We start from the raw sequence: 17,571 nt of genomic DNA, 5'->3' as shown, positions 1-17,571 counted from the left end.
TGTAGTGAACTCTGACGTCTTTGCGCCGTGGGAAGACCCACAGGCGAAACCCTTGATCCAATTCCAGAATGTCACCAAGCGGTTTGGAGACTTTACGGCAATCGACAACCTGTCTTTGGATATTTTCGAGAAAGAATTTTTCGCTCTGCTGGGGCCATCGGGCTGCGGCAAAACCACGATGATGCGGATGTTGGCGGGGTTCGAAACACCCACCGAGGGCCACATCATGTTGGGCGGTCAGGATATCGACCCGATCCCGCCGAATAAGCGGGCGGTAAACATGATGTTCCAGTCTTACGCCCTGTTTCCGCACTTAAGCATCTGGGAAAACATCGCCTTTGGCCTGCGCCGGGACAACATGCCCAAACGCGACCTTGAGGACAGAGTCGAAGAAATGCTGCGCCTGACCCGGCTGACGCAATTCGCTCGTCGTAAACCGCACCAGATCTCGGGCGGGCAGCGGCAGCGGGTCGCTTTAGCGCGGTCTTTGGCGAAAGCGCCAAAACTATTGCTGCTGGACGAACCGTTGGGCGCGCTGGACAAGAAGCTGCGGCAGGACACGCAGTTCGAACTTATGGATATTCAGGAAAAGACCGGCACCACCTTTGTCATCGTGACCCACGATCAGGAGGAAGCTATGACCGTGGCCAGCCGCGTGGCCGTGATGGATCAGGGACAGCTGATGCAGGTCGCCACGCCGGACCGGATTTATGAGAACCCCAACTCGGTCTATGTCGCCGACTTTATTGGCGACGTAAATATCATCGAAGGCCGCGCCACCGCCAATGGCGAAGACACATATCAGATCGATTGGGCCGAAGGGCAGGCCCCGTTGACCGCGACCTCGGCCAATGGGTTCGCGCAGGGGCAGGCCTGTCATCTGGCGATCCGCCCCGAGAAGGTAACTATCTCGGCCGACCGCCCGGCGGACGCGATCAATGCGGTGCAGGGCAAGGTCCATGACATCGCCTATCTCGGTAACCTGTCCACCTATCACGTCGAATTGCCCAACGGCACGATCATCAAGGCGCAGACGGCCAATACCCGCCGTATCTCGCGTCGGTCCTTTACCTGGGAAGACCCGGTCTGGCTGTCCTGGACAGCAACGGCTGCGGTTCTGCTGGCCGACTGATGCGCCGCGCCTTTCTGATCGCCGTCCCATATGTCTGGCTGCTGGCGCTGTTTCTGGTGCCGTTTTTTATAGTCCTGAAAATCTCGCTGTCGGATATCGAACTGGCGATCCCGCCTTACACGCCAACGCTGGACTTCTCGCAGGGCTGGTCAGGAATCAAAGAGTTCTTCAGCCAATTGGATTTCGAAAACTTCGTCTGGCTGACCGAGGATGACCTGTATTGGAAAGCCTACCTCTCTAGCGTCAAAATCGCGGTGATTTCCACGTTTTTCACGCTGCTGGTTGGCTATCCCATCGCTTATGGCATGGCCCGCGCGCCGGTTGAATGGCGGCCGACGCTGATGATGCTCGTGATCCTTCCCTTCTGGACCTCGTTCCTGATCCGCGTCTATGCGTGGATGGGCATCCTGTCGAACGAAGGCTATCTGAACCAGTTGCTGCTTTGGACAGGGCTGATCTCGACCCCGCTGACCATTCTGAACACCAACACTGCGGTCTATATCGGCATTGTCTACACCTATCTGCCGTTTATGATCCTGCCGATCTATTCGGCGCTGGAACGGATGGACGAATCCCTGATCGAGGCCGCCGAAGACCTTGGTTGTTCGCGGGTTCAAGCCTTTTGGCTTGTGACAATCCCGCTGTCGCGCCCCGGTATCATAGCAGGCTGTTTCCTTGTGATGATCCCGGTGATTGGCGAATTCGTCATCCCCTCGCTTCTGGGCGGGTCAGGCACGTTGATGATTGGCAAGGTTTTGTGGGAGGAGTTCTTCTCGAATCGCGACTGGCCGGTGGCGAGCGCCGTGGCGGTAGTGCTTCTGCTGATCCTTGTGATCCCAATCGTGCTGTTCCAGCGAAACCAGCAGAAACAGACGGAGGCCGAGCAATGAACAGGCTAAGCTGGTTCAACGCGGTCTCGCTGACGCTGGGATTTGCGTTCCTCTATATCCCGATGATCATCCTGATCATCTTTTCCTTTAACGAAAGCAAGCTGGTCACCGTTTGGGCTGGCTTCTCGACCAAATGGTATGGTGAGCTGGTCCAGAACGAGGCGTTTCTTGATGCGGCATGGGTGACAGTCCGGGTGGCTGTGTTCTCGTCTACGCTGGCGACCATTCTGGGCACCGCCGCCGCCTATGTGCTGGTGCGCGGGGGGCGTTTCTTCGGTCGAACGCTGTTCTCCGGTATGATCTACGCCCCGCTGGTGATGCCCGAAGTGATCACCGGCCTGTCATTGCTGCTATTGTTCATAGGCATCGGGCTGGATCGCGGTATCCTGACCATCGTTCTGGCGCATACGACCTTTTCGATGTGTTTCGTATCGGTCGTTGTCTCGTCGCGCTTGGTCACGTTCGATCAGTCGCTGGAAGAGGCTGCTCTGGACCTGGGTTGTTCGCCCGCGCAAGCGTTTCGCCTAGTGACACTGCCGATCATTGCGCCTGCCGTGATTTCCGGCTGGTTGCTGGCCTTTACCCTGTCGCTGGATGATCTGGTGATTGCGTCCTTTACCTCGGGGCCGTCGGCCACAACCCTGCCGATCAAGATCTTCTCGGCAGTCAGGCTGGGTGTCAGCCCCGAGATCAACGCGCTGTCAACGTTGATGATCGCCGTCGTGACAGTGGGCGTCATTACCGCGTCGCTGGTGACAAAACGCGCCATGATGCGACAAAAGCAGGATGAAATGGCCGCGGCGCGTACCGAATGAAACGGCTGTTCCCGGACTACACTTATGGCCCCGGACCCCGGGAAGGTTGCTGGTGGGATGAAACCATTCCCAGCCTGAATTGGCCGGAAATGAAAGGAGACCTGACGGTTGATGTCGCGGTTGTGGGTGGTGGGTTCACGGGCCTTTCCGCGGCGCTACATTTGGCGCAAGCGGGTACGTCTGTTGCTGTGCTTGAGGCCGAGACGCCCGGCTGGGGCGCGTCCGGGCGAAACGGTGGGTTCTGCTGTCTGGGTGGTTCAAAACTCAGCCCGAAGGCAATGTCCCGCAGGTTCGGAGCTTCTGCTGCGCGTGAATACGGACAAGCCGAAGCGGACGCCGTTCATCTCGTGGCTGGTCTCCTAAGGAACCATCGGATTGAGGCGGATATCCATTCGAAAGGAGAAACCCAGCTGGCGCACAATGCGCGGGCCATGTCAGCCCTTAGGAAAGGTGCGGATTCGACCGGAGTTTTGCACGAAGCCAAGGACTTGCCCGGTCTCGGTTTTGGTGGCGCGTTTCATGGCGGGTATACGAACCCTGTGGGATTTGGCCTGAATCCCCGGAAATACTTGTTCGGACTGGCCGAAGCGGCGCAGCGAAATGGTGCAAAACTGTTTCAGAAAAGCGCCGTTCAGACACTGCAAAAGATCGCTCAGGGTTTTGAGGTCACAACACCTGTAGGGAAAGTGCGTGCATCAAATGTCCTGATTTGCACCAATGGGTATTCCAGCGAGGATGTGCCGAACTGGATGTCCGGGCGCTACATGCCCGCCCAGTCCACGGTACTGGTGACTCGTCCCTTAACCAATCTCGAGTTGGCGGCGCAAGGCTGGACCACGGATCAGATGTCTTATGACACGCGGCACCTGCTGCATTATTTCCGGCTGATGCCCGACCGGCGGTTCCTGTTTGGAATGCGCGGCGGGCTGCGATCCTCACCCCGAGCTGAGGCCGCGATTCGCCATAAGGTTCAACGTGACTTCACACAGACGTTCCCGGAATGGAGCGCAGTGGATATCACCAATATCTGGTCGGGAATGGTGTGTTTGACACGGGGGTTAACGCCCTATGTGGGGCCAGTTTCGGGCCAGCCTGGCATGTTTGCAGGGTTTGCGTTCCACGGCAACGGCGTCGCAATGGGGACTTATTGCGGGCGCGCACTTGCCCAGTTGGCCATTGGTCAAGGCCCGCAGCTTCCCACTCCGATGACGCGCACTCCTACCCGGTTTCCGCTGGGGCCCTGGCGGAGGGCACTGATGCCGCCCGCCTATTGGATGATGGGGCTTGCGGACATGTGACCCGGTCACAGTGACTCGAGTTCCAGTTCCAGACCCTTTGCATAGTCTTCGGCCCCGCGCTCGATACGCCACAGGCAATAGGCCGCCATGCGCCAGGCATACCAGGGACGCAACGCAAGATAGCGTGACGTTGTGGCCGGGTGATTATAGGCCGCCAAAAAGGCGTTTTCCTCATCGGAGGTCAGGGGCGCGCCGCGATAGACTTGCTGCATGGCAGGCGACAGGAACATGGCAAGGTCTTCGCAGGGGTCGCCCTGTGCGGGGCATTGCCAGTCGATCAAAGTCAATGCCGAACCGTCGACCAGAATATTGCCGGCCACCGGATCTCCATGGATCAAGCAGGTTTGGTGAGACGGCGGAACCGATGTCGTCGGGCGCATTCGGTTGAAGCGGGCCTTCATCGCGGACTCGCACCCGCTCAGAATGTTTAGCGTGTGAGCCTCCAAATCGGCGCTTCCGTTGCACCCGGCTGGGGCCTGAACCGGGATTTTAAGGTCGTGCAAATCGCGCAGTAATGCACCGACAGCCTCTGGCCCGGTCGACCAGGGCGATCCCGGCGCATGGTCGTAGAATACCCAATGACCCTGCCCATGCGTCCCGGTGGTTCGCAAACGCGGCACAAAACCGGTCTGTTCCAATGCGCGCAGACACCGCGCCTCAAGTTCGGGATCATTGCGAAACAGGGGATTGCACCGATTGGCACGGTAGAGCTTTAGGACTTTGTCACCATCTCCGCCGAGCACTTTCCACACCTGATTGGTGCGCCCGCCATACAAGGTGCGAAACTGCGCACCCGCTCCGATAAGCCCGGCGTCGCGCAGCCGGTTGACAAGGTCTTGTGGAGGAGGCGTCTGGTCAGGCAGCGGGATCACCGTTTGAAAAACGAGTCGAGGGTTGCAAACCTTTGGCCTGTCTCGCCTCTTAGATCAAGCGCCCGCTCTGACTGCAGTCACGTCTCCAACCGGCACAACCTCCCCGCTTTCCAAGGTCAGAAGGACAGCACCCTCTCCAATTTGTGCTTCCACCACCCGGTTGTAGACCGCGGCCAGCTGCTGTGACACAAGCTCTTCGCCGTCATAGCTTTCCAAAGTGGCCGAATAAGAGCCGGTTGGCAGGGGCGTGCCGATACCGTCTGTGCCTGCCCATTCGAACTCTGCCTGATCGGTCGGAACGGGGATGCGGTCGATCACTGCCCCGTCCTTGTCGCGGATGACCATGACGGCGCTGTCCGCCGCCGCGCTGGCCTGCGCAAGCAAAGTAACGGGCTGGCCATCAAAGCGGAACGCGGCCGGTGACCGGACTTCCATCCCGACCCAGCTGGCAAGCTCGCCCATATCCACGTTGCCCATCGACAAGGCCAGACCGGTCAGAAGGTCGTTGGTCTGGACCTGTTGCTCGACCATCGAAAACTGCGCCAGTTGCGAGGCGTATTCCGTCGAGTCCAACGGCTCAAGAGGGTCCTGATTCTTTGCTTGAGCCGTAAGCATCAGCAAGAAGGTTTCAAAATCCGAGGCCAACCCGGATGAAACCGAAGGTGCGGTGGTCTGTGCCGTGTTACCGGGTTGAGTTGCAGATTGAATAGGAGTGATCATTGTTAAAGCCTTATGTCGATGCGCCCTAGGGTGCCAATTATTGGTCGGGCCGAAGGGTCTGGTTGCGCTTGGGTCGCGTGTTCGGGTTCTGATGCCGCAGTGTGCGCATCGTTCTGTTCGTCCGATCCCGTGTCAGACGAAGTCCCGAGATCGAAAGACAAATCCCCCAGTCCAAGGGACTTGAACTCGGCCTCCAGCAACGAGATGTGCCGCCGCATCATGTCCAGTGTTTCGGGGCGTTCGGTGGCGATCGTCAGATGCAGCCCATCGTCACGGCCATTCATGACGATCGAAACACGCCCCAGTTCTTCGGGGTTAAGAGCGATCTCGATCATACCTGATTGCGGTCGCGCGTGGATTGCCGCAGCCATTTGACCCGCGACGGCGCGGGCCGTCTCGGCGCGAGCAGATGCGGTCAAAGCTTGCGCGGCCGCCAACGTATCGCGGGCTGAGGATGTGGGTGATACATCTTTGAAAGCCGAGATTTCGTCTAATTCGGGTGTGTTGGTAACGTCGGGGACAACAGGGTTTTTTCTGTCGCCATGATCTGCATTTGAACAAGGCTGGTCGCTGTATTGATTGGCGTGCGTGGCTGCGCGGCCGGAGCGTCCTGAACTGGCTCGACCAGATTCGGATCGGCTGCATTTTCTGACAGAACCGGTGTAGGCGGCTTCGACGTTTGAGTTGCTTGGGCCAGTGATGTCGAATTCACCGCCCGATTAACGTCAGGCGCTACGGGCACGGGAGTCTTGGTCGGTGAAACATGCGGCAGATCAGACGCGACACGGCCGGAATGTTGGGTTGGTTTATCCGACTTGACGATGATGGCAGCCGCCGCCTCGCCCCTGACCGCCGGTTTTTCCGGCGCTAGTGCATTCCCAAAATCTAGAATGGCGCGATCTGGTTGGACCTCAGGATTGCCATTGGCCAACGAGGTTGGTTGGTCACTTGGCAAAGGCTCGGCATCTGTAGGTTCGTCGCTGATGGGCAGCTCATGTTGTACCGCCTCAGCCTCTGGCGTCGGAACATCCGGCGTTTCGGCATCACCGGTGGTCGTTTCTGTTTGCTCGTCCAGAACGGATTGAAACGAACCCGCCTCTTTCTGTTCAGGCTGTTCCTGCGCGTTCTGGTTGCCTTTTGCATGGGTGGTCGGCGCTGACATCGCCGCTGTAAGAGGGTTGGGCATTTTGCTCCGACTCCGGTTGTGTGACCCGAAATCTGCCTGCAGGAAGTTACGTTTATTTTAACCGCTTTCGCCTTTGATCAAGAAAGTTCGACGTAAATTTCGGAGAAAACAATGCAGATCTCTGCGACCTTACCTACGCATCAAACACCCACCACATCCGACAGGCTGCGCTCTGCCGCGGTCGAGATTGAGGCAGCGTTTCTTTCGGAAATGCTCAAGTCGGCAGGGTTGGGTGAAGCGCGCAAAGCCTTTGGTGGCGGTGCGGGCGAAGACCAGTTCTCATCTTTTCTTGTTCAGCACCAAGCACGCCAGTTGGCCGAATCCGGTGGCGTTGGCCTTTCAGAAATTCTTTTGCGGTCCATGATGGAGAAAACCAATGCCGACAAAATCTGAACCTGATCTGGTGCAGTCTCTTGAAGAGGTTTTGGATCTGGAGCGCTCTGCTCTGATCGAAGGTGATCTGGATCGCCTTAATCATATGGTCCCTGCAAAGGAAAAACTGATTGGGGCGATCAACGAACTGGATGTGTTCGACAGCGAGGATTTGATTCGCGTGCAAAAAAAGGTCGAGCGGAACCAGGCACTGCTGAACAGCGCGGCGGATGGGATTCGCGCTGTGGCCGCGCGCATGGCCGAACTGCGCCGGGTGCGTCAGGAATTCAGCACTTACGGGGCTGATGGGCAACGCAACGGCTTCGCGGTCCGTAGTCACCCGAAACTGGAAAAACGGGCATAGATGTCGGTTTGATTCAAATCCGAATTTTTCCGCGTTTGGGTTTTAGCACTCCGTTAGGGGATCGGCGGCAAAGGTGGTCGGGCATCTGAAACAGCAGGTGGCGCGAACAGCCCGACGGCGGATCGCAATGATCAGAAAGACGTTAAAGCCCGCATGTGGTGCGGGGTTAGCACGGGCGCAAAGGGCCCATACGAAAAAAGGAAGAAGCTATGTCCAGCATTCTGACCAACAATGGCGCAATGGTTGCGCTGCAGACCCTGAAATCGGTTAACAAGAACCTGGCGATGACCCAGAACGCGATCTCGACCGGTAAAGATGTTGCTACGGCCAAGGACAACTCGGCTGTGTGGGCAATCTCGAAAGTCATGGAATCCGACGTCAAAGGGTTCAACGCGATCAAAGACAGCCTCGCCTTGGGTGAGTCAACTGTCGCGGTGGCGCGGAACGCATCGGAAACCGTGACTGACCTGCTGAACCAGATGAAAGGTAAGATCGTCGCGGCGCAGGAAGACAACGTGGATCGCGGCAAGATCAACGACGACGTGACCGCGCTGCGCGATCAGATCACCGCTGTTGTCGGAGCGGCCCAGTTCAACGGGCTTAACCTGGTTAACGGGTCGGCGGGTTCAGCTTCTATTCTGGCTTCGCTGGATCGTGACGCGACGGGCGCTGTTACGGCTTCTTCCATTACCGTCACGGGGCAGGATCTGTCGGTTGGGGGTTATACGGCCAATGACATTTTCTCGGGCAGCTCAGCGGGTGCCTCGGCCAACGGTGACACTGTCGCGATCGCGCTGGATAATGGTGGCGGTAACGAACAGATTGAAATCGCCGAAAACGCCACCGCCTTTGCAGCCGGAGACAGCGTTAGCCTTACTGTTGGCGACAAGACCGTGTCCTATACCGTGACCGCTGATGATGCTGCAGCGACAACAACGGCTGACATCGTTGCCATTGCTTTGAAAGGCAAAGTTGACGAGTTGGGTATCGCCGGTTTGACCGTGGATTATGACAGCGGCACACCAGGTACACTCGATTTCACCAATGCCGGTGGCAATGACCTGACTGTCAGTGGTCAGTTCGCCAATGCTGGTTCTGGTGGTCTGGGTGCTTTGTCTTCGATTGATGTGTCCACCGGTGCCGGTGCCACCGCCGCTCTGGGTACGATTGAGACATTGATCGACACGGCTATTGATGCCTCGGCGGCCTTCGGTTCGTCGCAGGGCCGGATCGAAACCCAGAAAGAGTTCATCTCGAACCTGGCGGACTCGTTCAAATCCGGTATCGGTTCGCTGGTTGACGCCGACATGGAAGAGACCTCGGCCCGTCTGCAGGCCCTGCAGGTGCAACAGCAGCTGGCCACCCAGTCGCTGTCGATCGCCAATCAGGCACCACAGTCGATCCTGTCGCTGTTCCGTTAAGTTCAGGAACCTGGACGGGGCGTGGTTTCGCGCCCCGTCCCTGATCGCCCGCAGACGGCCTATTGGAAGGATTTCAAGTGACTCCGCAAACTCTTGCACAGCGTGCGTATGCACAAACCGCCGCCCCGACCCGCACACCGCGAGACACCGAGTATGAGGCGATTTCAAAGATCACACATCGCCTTAAGGCAGCGGCTGCGCGCCAGAAATCGGATTTTGGGGCATTCGTTCACGCGTTGCACGAAAACCGCCGCCTGTGGACGGTACTGGCCAGTGGTGTCACAGATTCCGACAACGCGCTACCAAATGAGCTGCGCGCCCGGATTTTCTATCTGGCCGAGTTTACCGAACAACACAGCAGCCAGATTCTGGGCAACAAGGCAAGTGTTGAGCCATTGCTCGAGATCAATATGGCGGTACTGCGTGGTCTCCGTCAGAGGGGGACTGCCTGATGGGAGGACTTGTTCTAAAACTCGCCCCGAAAGAGAGAGTGTTAATCAATGGGGTTGTCGTTGAAAATGGCGATCGTCGAAGCCGATTTTCGATCATGACCCCACAGGCGAATGTGTTGCGTCTGCGCGATGCAATACACCCGGATGAGGTCAATACACCTGTCCGCCGTGTTTGCTATGCCGCCCAGCTTGTCCTGTCGGGCGATATGGAGCCGGGAGACGCCCGCCAACAGCTGTTGCGCCGGGTTGAGGAACTGAGCCAGGTGTTTACCGACGCAGATAGTCGCAAGGTTCTGGCTGAAGCGACCGAAGCGCTACTGACCGAGCAGTATTACAAATGTCTCAAATCCTTGCGTGCGCTGTTGCCGCGTGAGGAACGGTTGATGGCCTATCAGCAATGACATTCCAGCCGGTCATTCCCACTGGCGGCATTGTTGGCTGGCGTTTTCTGCAGCGCACTTATGACGTGCAGATCGAGAGCTTTGCATCGTCTGCCGTCAATGAGCGAGAGTCGCAATACTTCTTGGACAACATTGGCAAAGTGCAAACCGCCGAGGATTTGGTTTCAGACCGACGGTTGCTTCAGGTGGCATTGGGTGCGTTTGGACTGGAGGGTGATATCAACAATCGCTACTTCATCCAGAAAATATTGTCGGACGGAACCAGCGCGGATGACGCCTTGTCCAATCGGCTGGCAGATGGCCGGTACCGAGAGTTTTCCGAAGCTTTTGGTTTGGGCCCAGGTGAAATTCGACGCACAGGCCTAGTCACGTTGATGGAAGACATCGCGCGCGACAATATTGTCTCGCGGTTCGAAGTTACCGTTGGAGAACGCGACGATACGATGCGTATTTCGCTCTATGCGCGCCATGCTTTGGCTGATCTCGCGGCGGAAGACACAAGCGCGGATACGAAATGGTTTGATCTGATGGGTTTGCCTCCGTTGCGCAGCATGATGGAAACAGCGCTTGGTTTACCATCCAGTTTTGCGCAACTCGACCTGGACCGACAGTTAGAGGTGTTCAAAGACCGGCTGTCTCGCGCAACAGGATCAGAAGATCTGAGCCAGTTCACTGACGAATCTGCAATCGACCAATTGACGGACAGGTACCTTGCACGAAGTCAGATTTCCCAGCTGCAAAGCACGATCTCGCCGGCGCAAACAGCCCTGATCCTGCTGGGTGGTTAGCCATTGGCGTTACGCCAGCAGGATTAATCGAAACCCGTTCAAACAGGAACTGTGGTTTCAGCCGTTCAGGACGGCGTCTGCAGCCGTTCGCAGCGCATAGGACTCGACCGGTTTCGACACATTGTGAAGCTTAACATCACCCAGTGGGATAGCGTCGGCACATGCGGGAACAATATCGGCCGAAACCACGATCCGGTGATTGACTGTTTTGCCATATTCCCCAAGGCGTGCAGCAACATTGGCGGCTTGGCCGACCACTGTAAAATCCAGCCGTTCACGCGACCCGACATTGCCGTAAGTCACGCGCCCAAAGGCCACGCCGATCGAACAATCGCAATGAATTTCTGATACCGATTGACGCAACTCGCCCAGCTTTTCGACTATTTGCACGGCCGTTTTCTGCGCATTGTCACGTGCCGACTGGGCATCTTCCCCGGCGGGGAAGACAGCCAGAACCGCGTCTCCGATGAATTTCAGGACTTCACCTGCGTTCTCATGGACGATGTTTGAGACGGTTTCAAAGAAATCATTCAGAAGACTGATGTAGGTTTCCCGCCCCAACCGTTCTTCAAGGCTGGTCGAGTTGCGCAGATCACAGAACATGATCGCCGCATCAATCTCGTCCCCGTCACCCCGCCGGATTTCACCGCCCAGCACTCGCGCGCCCGAGCGTTTGCCCACATAGGTTTCCAGAAGGACCTGCGCGTTTTCCCGCTGCATGAACACCTCGTAGAACCGCGCGATGACCGAGGAGCATTCGAATACCAGCCCCAGATTCTCGGTGGTGAAGCCATCCGGATGGTCGCAGGTCAGCGTTATGACATTGGTGCGCCCGTCAGAAAACGGCAGCGGCATGGCGACGTAATCGGTCGCACCTTTGGCGCGCAGATCCTCAATAATGGGAAAGCTATTGTGCGGGTTCTCATCATTCAGGCGTTGTCGTACACCGCCCAACCCATTGGAAACATGGCGCAGTGGGCTGTTGATGTAAGCGGGATGATCATGGATTTCGTAGGTCGGCACATTGGTCGAAATCTCGTCTTTGTCCTTTTCCCAGATGTAGTGTTTGCCTGCGATCAAAGGGTGCAGTGACCAGACAAGAATACTCAGCCGCTGAATTGCGATCCCGTGTTCCAGCATCTTTTCTGCCAGCGCCTTGGTAAACTCCTCGGACGTCTTGATGTCCGAGGCCCCCCGCATCAACCAGTCGATCAGCGGGCCGCTTATATTGCCGTCATCTGGCGTCTTGAGCCGGTTATCGCCCAAATCCATCCGATCATAAGCGGTTGATGCAAACCCTATATGGCCCTGAATGATCTTGCTTTCAGGCAGGGCATCTTCGTAAGCCCAGACTGAGTTTGCCAAGGTTTCACCCGGCAGCAACACGTCCTGATAGGTGGCGGTGCCTTTGAACGGGCAGAAGGTTTGCAGATCGGTTTCAGCGCTCAGGTCGATCAGAACATCCTGGCGCGGGATATAGATCATCGGCGGCAACCGTGTTTCGTACATCACCTTGGCGTCTGCGCTTTGCGCCAGCAGGATGTCACCCCGGTATACCGAGACCAAGCCATTCAATCGTTCGACAGTGATTCCATAGCCACTGGACTGTGGTGCTGCGTGGACGTTCATAGGTAACCTCCTTGGCACAGGTTCCTAAAGGATGGGGCTTTTGCGCAGTTATTCCAAGGGGCGCGGTGCATTTTTCGAGAGCGTGAACCGCGCAATCAAACCATCTGAATGACGTCTTTCTCGATGGACAGCATGTACCCTTTTTTGGCGATGTTCTTGACCAGCAACTCGCTGACCATCTGATTGCCCAACGCATCCCGCAACCGTTTGATCCGTGTCGCGCCCGCGGCCTCGTCGCAATCGGCAGCATCCTTGCCTGAAATCACAGCCTCAATCTGAGCGCCTGACAGCATCTCGTCATCCAGCCGGGATTCAGCCAGAACAGACAAGGTCTCCATCGCGGCAGGGGTCAGTTTGAAATCCATGTTGTTGAGGTAAACAGTGTTTTCTTCGCGGCTGACCAAAAGGGACGTAACTTGTATACCCGTACGTTCGATCTGGGCCATGCGCCGGTTCAGCAAAACCAACATGACCAGAAACACAAGCGCAGTGACCAGCATCGCGCTGGCGAACACCAACAACACGAAAATCACCATCCGATAGCTTGAGAGCGTATCCGCAAACGCCGTGCCCGATTGGGCCAGAATCTCGAGCAGCCGGATTTCGGTCTGCGCGGTCAGATCGCTTTCGACAAACAATCGTTCGACGCGGGCGTTAAAGGCGTTTGCGTCGGGCAGAGTCCAGAATAGGAAGATGGCGGCCGTCACCAGAATCAACACGATTGCTGCAATTCCTGCGCCGACCAGACGTACTCCGGATCGTCGGGCCTCAGTAACGGAGATAGAATTGTCCGGCATTTGCCTTCCTTTTACCCAGCCCTTCCGGCCCAAACACCGACATCACGTTCAGCAAGGTCCAGCCCGACCCGCGCAGCCGTTGCGACACTTCTTGGGTCGCCTTGCCCTTGTCGCAGGCCGACACTTGCATCACCCCGTAGTGCAGGCGCAGGGGGTTGTCCTGTTTTGCCTTGTAATCGGCATAACAATCCGCCGCTGCCACCGAGCTTGCGACCGATATCAGGGCCAGAACAGCCAAGAAAGATAGGATCTGTTTCATAGGCCGCATCCTGCGCATGGCTTGGCCTGATATTCAATAACCCAAGGGGTTTTGGTGTCCTGATATTCGATAACATTTGCCCGTTATTGCTTGTCTGAGGGGGGCGTCCTCATTGTCGGTGCAACGAATTCGCGATCGTTCACGGATCGCCCCAGCACTAAAAGGACAAGCACCATGCATCGGAAATTCATCGCCCTGATCGTAGCAACTGCCATCACCATAACAGGTGTTTCAGTGTCGCAGGCGCGGGCCGCAGATGCCAAGGACATTCTGGGTGGCCTAGCCGCCATCGCGATCATTGGCGCCGGCGTGCACTACTACAACAAAGAAAAAGACAAAGACCGTGACCGTCGTCATCGTTCGCACGTTCAGACACCCAAGCCGGTTCACCCACATCACCCGGTTCGCCCGCTGCCCCACCGCGTGGCCAAGTATGATCTGCCGAAACACTGCCTGCGGACGTACGAGCGTTACGCGCCTCACCATGCGCTTTTGGGGCCGCGTTGTCTGAAAAAGTATTACAAATACACCAATAGCCTGCCGCAAGAGTGCAAAGTCGGTTTCTGGAATGGCAAAAAGGTCAAGCGCGCCTACGAGCCCGCCTGCCTGCGCCATCATGGGTACCGCGTGGTTTACCAGTAACCGTTTTCGAGCAGGAGCGGCGCCACAGAAGCGCCGTGCAGGAGAGGGTGGCGCAAGCTGCCCTCTCTTTTTTGTTGCGGACGGTGGCGAAACACGGTTTGCCAGAAAGGATGACGACTCCGAATTATGACATCGAACAATCAGTCAAAGCCCATGGGTATGTGCGGATCGCGGGCGTGGATGAGGTGGGTAGGGGCCCCTTGGCCGGACCCGTGGTTGCTGCTGCAGTGATTCTGAACCCTGGGGACATTCCGCAGGGGCTGAACGATTCCAAGAAGCTGACCGACAAGCGTCGCGCTGCGTTGGACACTTCAATACGTGAACGGGCCGAGTTTGCGGTGGCCCAGGCCACAGTTGCCGAGATTAATACACACAACATCTTGCGCGCCTCGCATATCGCGATGGAGCGCGCAGTGGCCGCCTTGGACCCGCCCCCGGATTATGTGCTGATCGACGGCAACATGATTCCGCGCGGTTTGTCGATCCCGGCGCAGGCGGTGGTCAAGGGGGATGGGCGGTCGGTCTCAATTGCAGCGGCATCGATCCTTGCGAAAAACTGGCGCGATCAGGCGATGGTGGATTTGGCGCAACAGCATCCCGGCTACGGGTGGGAGTCGAATGCAGGCTATCCGACAAAAATGCATCGCGAAGCGTTGCGAAATCTTGGTGTGACCCCACACCATAGACGTTCGTTCAAACCGGTCCACAATATCTTGTATCAAGAGTAAATCGTAAGCTGCTGATTCAAAAAAGAAATTGACGGCGATTCGTCTTTGACTCATCCTTGTCTCAACCAAATGAGCGCAAAAGCGCCGTGGATACTTGAGGCAGTAAAATGACGACAACCACCAAAAAGGGCGTAAAAGCGCTCCCTTTAAACACGATTCTATCCGGGGACTGCATCGACGTGATGAACAGTCTGCCCGAGGCGTCGGTTGACCTGATCTTTGCAGACCCGCCGTATAATTTGCAGCTGAAAGGTCAGTTGCACCGCCCGGATAACTCTCAGGTGGATGCGGTTGATGATCACTGGGATCAGTTTTCCAGCTTCGGGGCCTATGACCAGTTCACGCGCGAATGGCTGAAAGCAGCGCGTCGCCTGTTGAAGCCCAATGGTGCGATTTGGGTAATTGGTTCATATCACAACATCTTCCGCGTTGGCTCTGCCCTTCAGGATGCTGGGTACTGGATTCTGAACGACGTCGTCTGGCGCAAATCGAACCCGATGCCGAATTTCCGCGGTAAACGCTTTACCAACGCGCACGAGACGATGATTTGGGCGTCAAAGCGTGAAGGTGCGAAATACACGTTCAATTACGAGGCCCTGAAGGCGTTGAACGAGGGCGTACAGATGCGCAGCGACTGGGTGCTGCCGATCTGCACCGGTCATGAACGTCTGAAAGATGAAAACGGCGACAAAGCGCATCCGACGCAAAAGCCTGAATCGCTGCTGCACCGCGTGTTGGTCGGTTCGACCAATCCGGGCGATGTGGTGTTGGATCCGTTCTTTGGTACGGGCACGACCGGCGCGGTTGCCAAGATGCTGGGGCGTGAGTTCATCGGCATCGAACGCGAGGAAAGCTATCGCAGGGTCGCCGAAAAGCGCATCGCCAAGGTTCGCAAATTCGACCGCGAGGCGCTGGAGGTCAGCGCCAGCAAACGCGCCGAGCCGCGCGTGCCGTTCGGCCAGTTGGTTGAACGCGGCATGCTGCGTCCGGGGGAAGAGCTGTATTCCATGAACCAGCGTCACAAGGCCAAGGTGCGCGCCGATGGCACGCTTGTGGGCGACAACGTCAAAGGCTCGATCCATCAGGTGGGGGCGCATCTGGAAAACGCGCCGTCCTGCAATGGCTGGACCTATTGGTGTTTCAAACGCGACGGCAAGACCGTGCCGATCGACGTGCTGCGCCAGCAGATCCGGGCTGAAATGCACAACTGAATACCGCCGGTGCCTGTGGCCTGACACAAGGCACTAAGCCTTGCCCCGCCGTTCTCGGCGGGGTCTTTTGTTTTCATCACATTCCCATTTCGGTATGAATTCGATATAGCCCGCCGCGCACCGAGGGAGCCTCAGCCATGTCGGATACCACAGCCAGCGAATCCCGGTTTGGCCGGTTTTTTGTGACACAACCAGACAGCTACGATCTGGACAACAAATACACCGAGGCCGCTCTGGAAAAGCACAAGCGCGAAGGGTTGGAACTGGCCGTACGCGCACGTTGGGTCGCGATGGGACTAACCGGTGTGCTTTTGGTCTTTCTGAACCCCCAGTGGGAGGTGATGTGGTATCATTTCATTCTACTGCTGATCTGCGCAAACGGTTGGTTCATCCGACGTGCGGGCCGTGTCGGGCAATCGCGGGTCGAACTGCTTTTGATCTTTGTGGATCTTCTGATCATGACGCTGGGCATGATCATCCCGAACCCGTTCAGCGACGACGTCCGGCCACTGGCCATGCAGTACAGGTTCGATAACTTTCAGTATTTCTTCATTATTCTGGCGGCGGGAACACTTGCTTATTCCTGGCGGACAGTTGTGGCAATCGGGTCGTGGACTGCGATGATGTGGACTATTGGCTGGATCGTTGCGTGGTGGGTTGCGACTCCGATACCCGGTCTCAGCGAACGGGTTGCTCAGGCGTTGGCTGGCTATCCTGACGTGGCCGAGTTCATGGACCCAAACAGCTTTATGCCGTCGCTGCGCATTCAGCAGGTCATTGTGTTCGTGATGGTTGCCGTGACCTTGGGTATCTCGATGCGACGGCTGAACCGGTTGTTGATGACAAATGCCGGGTTGGAGCGGGAGCGCGCCAACCTGTCGCGCTATTTTTCGCCCAATGTGGTGGAAGAGCTGAGCCAAAATGATGAGCCGCTCAAACAGGTGCGCAAGGAAAATGTCGCGGTTTTGTTCATAGATATCGTTGGGTTTACCAAATACGCGGCCGGGCGCGATCCATATGAAGTGATCGAAGTCCTACGCGGGTTTCATGCCCGGATGGAGACCGAGGTGTTTCGCCATCACGGCACGTTGGACAAGTATCTGGGGGACGGGTTGATGGCCACGTTCGGAACTCCGGTGCCCACGCCGCTGGACGCCAGTAATGCTGTGGCTTGCGCGCGGGACATGGTGGGGGTCATCAACCGTTGGAATGTTGAAAGACGGCGGCTGGGCGAGCCGGAAATACGGGTTGGGATCGGTGTTCATTACGGCTCGGTCGTATTGGGAGATATTGGGGCGAACCGGTTGGAATTTGCCGTCATAGGCGATGCGGTGAACGTGGCCGCAAAACTAGAGGCGCTGACCCGCGATTTTGACGTCAAAGTGGTGCTGAGTGACGAAGTTTGTGCCCAGCTTTCCGAGGAAGGATCAAACGCTGCGACTTTGACCGAAGGATTTGTGCGACGTACAGGTCAGAGCGTGCGGGGTGTAGAACATCCGATGGATATTTGGGTGATGTAGGTGCTCCCGCCAGTCTGTACAGCATCAAAGATGCCCTAAAGACTGTTGGGCCGGGCAGCGCGCGGGAGCGCGCT

21 protein-coding genes are annotated in these 17,571 nt (G+C 57.0%); 14 read left to right on the top strand and 7 right to left on the bottom strand.

The window, feature by feature from the left end; translation table 11 throughout:
• The first annotated feature begins 4 nt into the window (after positions 1–4).
• The 4 genes from AC2FNR_RS13635 to AC2FNR_RS13620 are packed head-to-tail and all read left to right on the top strand — an operon-like array spanning position 5 to position 4,135.
• Positions 5–1,132 carry an ABC transporter ATP-binding protein gene (locus tag AC2FNR_RS13635; protein ID WP_353394122.1) on the top strand — a complete coding sequence of 376 codons (1,128 nt, stop codon included), beginning with the start codon at positions 5–7 and terminating at the stop codon, positions 1,130–1,132.
• Positions 1,132–2,022 carry an ABC transporter permease subunit gene (locus tag AC2FNR_RS13630; protein ID WP_353394120.1) on the top strand — a complete coding sequence of 297 codons (891 nt, stop codon included), beginning with the start codon at positions 1,132–1,134 and terminating at the stop codon, positions 2,020–2,022. Before AC2FNR_RS13635 ends, AC2FNR_RS13630 begins: the two co-directional genes overlap by 1 nt.
• Entirely contained in the window at positions 2,019–2,837 is an 819-nt protein-coding gene (locus AC2FNR_RS13625) for an ABC transporter permease (protein ID WP_170724572.1), read from the top strand. Before AC2FNR_RS13630 ends, AC2FNR_RS13625 begins: the two co-directional genes overlap by 4 nt.
• Positions 2,834–4,135 carry an NAD(P)/FAD-dependent oxidoreductase gene (locus tag AC2FNR_RS13620; protein ID WP_496849495.1) on the top strand — a complete coding sequence of 434 codons (1,302 nt, stop codon included), beginning with the start codon at positions 2,834–2,836 and terminating at the stop codon, positions 4,133–4,135. Before AC2FNR_RS13625 ends, AC2FNR_RS13620 begins: the two co-directional genes overlap by 4 nt.
• Positions 4,136–4,140: 5 nt before the next feature.
• Here AC2FNR_RS13620 and AC2FNR_RS13615 read toward each other — a convergent pair whose 3' ends face one another.
• From AC2FNR_RS13615 to AC2FNR_RS13600, 4 genes are all read right to left on the bottom strand, one after another.
• Complete coding sequence (locus tag AC2FNR_RS13615; RefSeq protein WP_496849493.1) at positions 4,141–5,007, bottom strand: phosphotransferase family protein; 867 nt, start codon at positions 5,005–5,007, stop codon at positions 4,141–4,143.
• Positions 5,008–5,061: 54 nt separating this feature from the next.
• Positions 5,062–5,727 (bottom strand): flagellar hook capping FlgD N-terminal domain-containing protein, encoded by a 666-nt coding sequence (locus tag AC2FNR_RS13610; protein ID WP_496849491.1) that lies wholly within the window; start codon positions 5,725–5,727, stop codon positions 5,062–5,064.
• Between the two features lie 2 nt (positions 5,728–5,729).
• Positions 5,730–6,146, bottom strand: coding sequence for a flagellar hook-length control protein FliK (fliK, locus tag AC2FNR_RS13605; protein WP_496849490.1), 417 nt, complete (start codon positions 6,144–6,146; stop codon positions 5,730–5,732).
• Positions 6,147–6,217: 71 nt separating this feature from the next.
• On the bottom strand, positions 6,218–6,913 hold the full coding sequence (locus AC2FNR_RS13600; protein WP_496849488.1) for a hypothetical protein: 696 nt from the start codon (positions 6,911–6,913) through the stop codon (positions 6,218–6,220).
• A 111-nt stretch (positions 6,914–7,024) separates the two neighbouring features.
• Here AC2FNR_RS13600 and AC2FNR_RS13595 point away from each other — a divergent pair, with 111 nt between their 5' ends.
• From AC2FNR_RS13595 to AC2FNR_RS13570, 6 genes are all read left to right on the top strand, one after another.
• Positions 7,025–7,306 carry a rod-binding protein gene (locus AC2FNR_RS13595; protein ID WP_170355422.1) on the top strand — a complete coding sequence of 94 codons (282 nt, stop codon included), beginning with the start codon at positions 7,025–7,027 and terminating at the stop codon, positions 7,304–7,306.
• Positions 7,290–7,649, top strand: a complete 360-nt coding sequence (locus tag AC2FNR_RS13590; protein WP_170355421.1) for a flagellar export chaperone FlgN — start codon at positions 7,290–7,292, stop codon at positions 7,647–7,649. Before AC2FNR_RS13595 ends, AC2FNR_RS13590 begins: the two co-directional genes overlap by 17 nt.
• A 209-nt stretch (positions 7,650–7,858) precedes the next feature.
• Positions 7,859–9,070, top strand: a complete 1,212-nt coding sequence (locus tag AC2FNR_RS13585) for a flagellin N-terminal helical domain-containing protein (protein ID WP_170355420.1) — start codon at positions 7,859–7,861, stop codon at positions 9,068–9,070.
• A 77-nt stretch (positions 9,071–9,147) separates the two neighbouring features.
• Positions 9,148–9,522 carry a flagellar biosynthesis regulator FlaF gene (flaF, locus tag AC2FNR_RS13580; RefSeq protein ID WP_496849486.1) on the top strand — a complete coding sequence of 125 codons (375 nt, stop codon included), beginning with the start codon at positions 9,148–9,150 and terminating at the stop codon, positions 9,520–9,522.
• Positions 9,522–9,923 (top strand): flagellar biosynthesis repressor FlbT, encoded by a 402-nt coding sequence (flbT, locus tag AC2FNR_RS13575; RefSeq protein ID WP_170355418.1) that lies wholly within the window; start codon positions 9,522–9,524, stop codon positions 9,921–9,923. The genes flaF and flbT overlap by 1 nt, the downstream gene beginning before the upstream one ends.
• Positions 9,920–10,711, top strand: coding sequence for a DUF1217 domain-containing protein (locus AC2FNR_RS13570; protein ID WP_496849484.1), 792 nt, complete (start codon positions 9,920–9,922; stop codon positions 10,709–10,711). The genes flbT and AC2FNR_RS13570 overlap by 4 nt, the downstream gene beginning before the upstream one ends.
• 57 nt (positions 10,712–10,768) lie before the next feature.
• Here AC2FNR_RS13570 and AC2FNR_RS13565 read toward each other — a convergent pair whose 3' ends face one another.
• The 3 genes from AC2FNR_RS13565 to AC2FNR_RS13555 all read right to left on the bottom strand — a co-directional run bounded on the left by AC2FNR_RS13565 (position 10,769) and on the right by AC2FNR_RS13555 (position 13,396).
• On the bottom strand, positions 10,769–12,340 hold the full coding sequence (locus AC2FNR_RS13565) for a DUF427 domain-containing protein (RefSeq protein ID WP_496849482.1): 1,572 nt from the start codon (positions 12,338–12,340) through the stop codon (positions 10,769–10,771).
• Between the two features lie 95 nt (positions 12,341–12,435).
• The gene (locus tag AC2FNR_RS13560) at positions 12,436–13,137 is read right to left on the bottom strand and encodes a winged helix-turn-helix domain-containing protein (protein ID WP_496849480.1); all 702 of its coding nucleotides are present in this window, start codon (positions 13,135–13,137) and stop codon (positions 12,436–12,438) included.
• Positions 13,109–13,396: a hypothetical protein gene (locus AC2FNR_RS13555; RefSeq protein WP_170754613.1), complete on the bottom strand. Its 288-nt coding sequence runs from the start codon at positions 13,394–13,396 to the stop codon at positions 13,109–13,111. The genes AC2FNR_RS13560 and AC2FNR_RS13555 overlap by 29 nt, the downstream gene beginning before the upstream one ends.
• 174 nt (positions 13,397–13,570) lie before the next feature.
• On the opposite strand from AC2FNR_RS13555, the gene AC2FNR_RS13550 reads away from it, so the two are divergent.
• The 4 genes from AC2FNR_RS13550 (at position 13,571) to AC2FNR_RS13535 (ending at position 17,497) form a co-directional block, all read left to right on the top strand.
• Positions 13,571–14,038, top strand: a complete 468-nt coding sequence (locus AC2FNR_RS13550) for a hypothetical protein (RefSeq protein ID WP_496849478.1) — start codon at positions 13,571–13,573, stop codon at positions 14,036–14,038.
• Between the two features lie 110 nt (positions 14,039–14,148).
• Entirely contained in the window at positions 14,149–14,766 is a 618-nt protein-coding gene (gene rnhB / locus AC2FNR_RS13545) for a ribonuclease HII (protein ID WP_496849476.1), read from the top strand.
• A 107-nt stretch (positions 14,767–14,873) separates the two neighbouring features.
• Positions 14,874–15,977, top strand: a complete 1,104-nt coding sequence (locus AC2FNR_RS13540; protein WP_496849475.1) for a site-specific DNA-methyltransferase — start codon at positions 14,874–14,876, stop codon at positions 15,975–15,977.
• A gap of 137 nt (positions 15,978–16,114) precedes the next feature.
• Positions 16,115–17,497, top strand: coding sequence for an adenylate/guanylate cyclase domain-containing protein (locus tag AC2FNR_RS13535; RefSeq protein WP_480866509.1), 1,383 nt, complete (start codon positions 16,115–16,117; stop codon positions 17,495–17,497).
• Positions 17,498–17,571: the final 74 nt, after the last annotated feature.

It is taken from the genome of Ruegeria sp. SATB045, assembly GCF_059613525.1.
The sequence above is the reverse complement of the archived record's forward strand: the minus strand, read 5'-3'. Positions and strand labels throughout refer to the sequence as shown.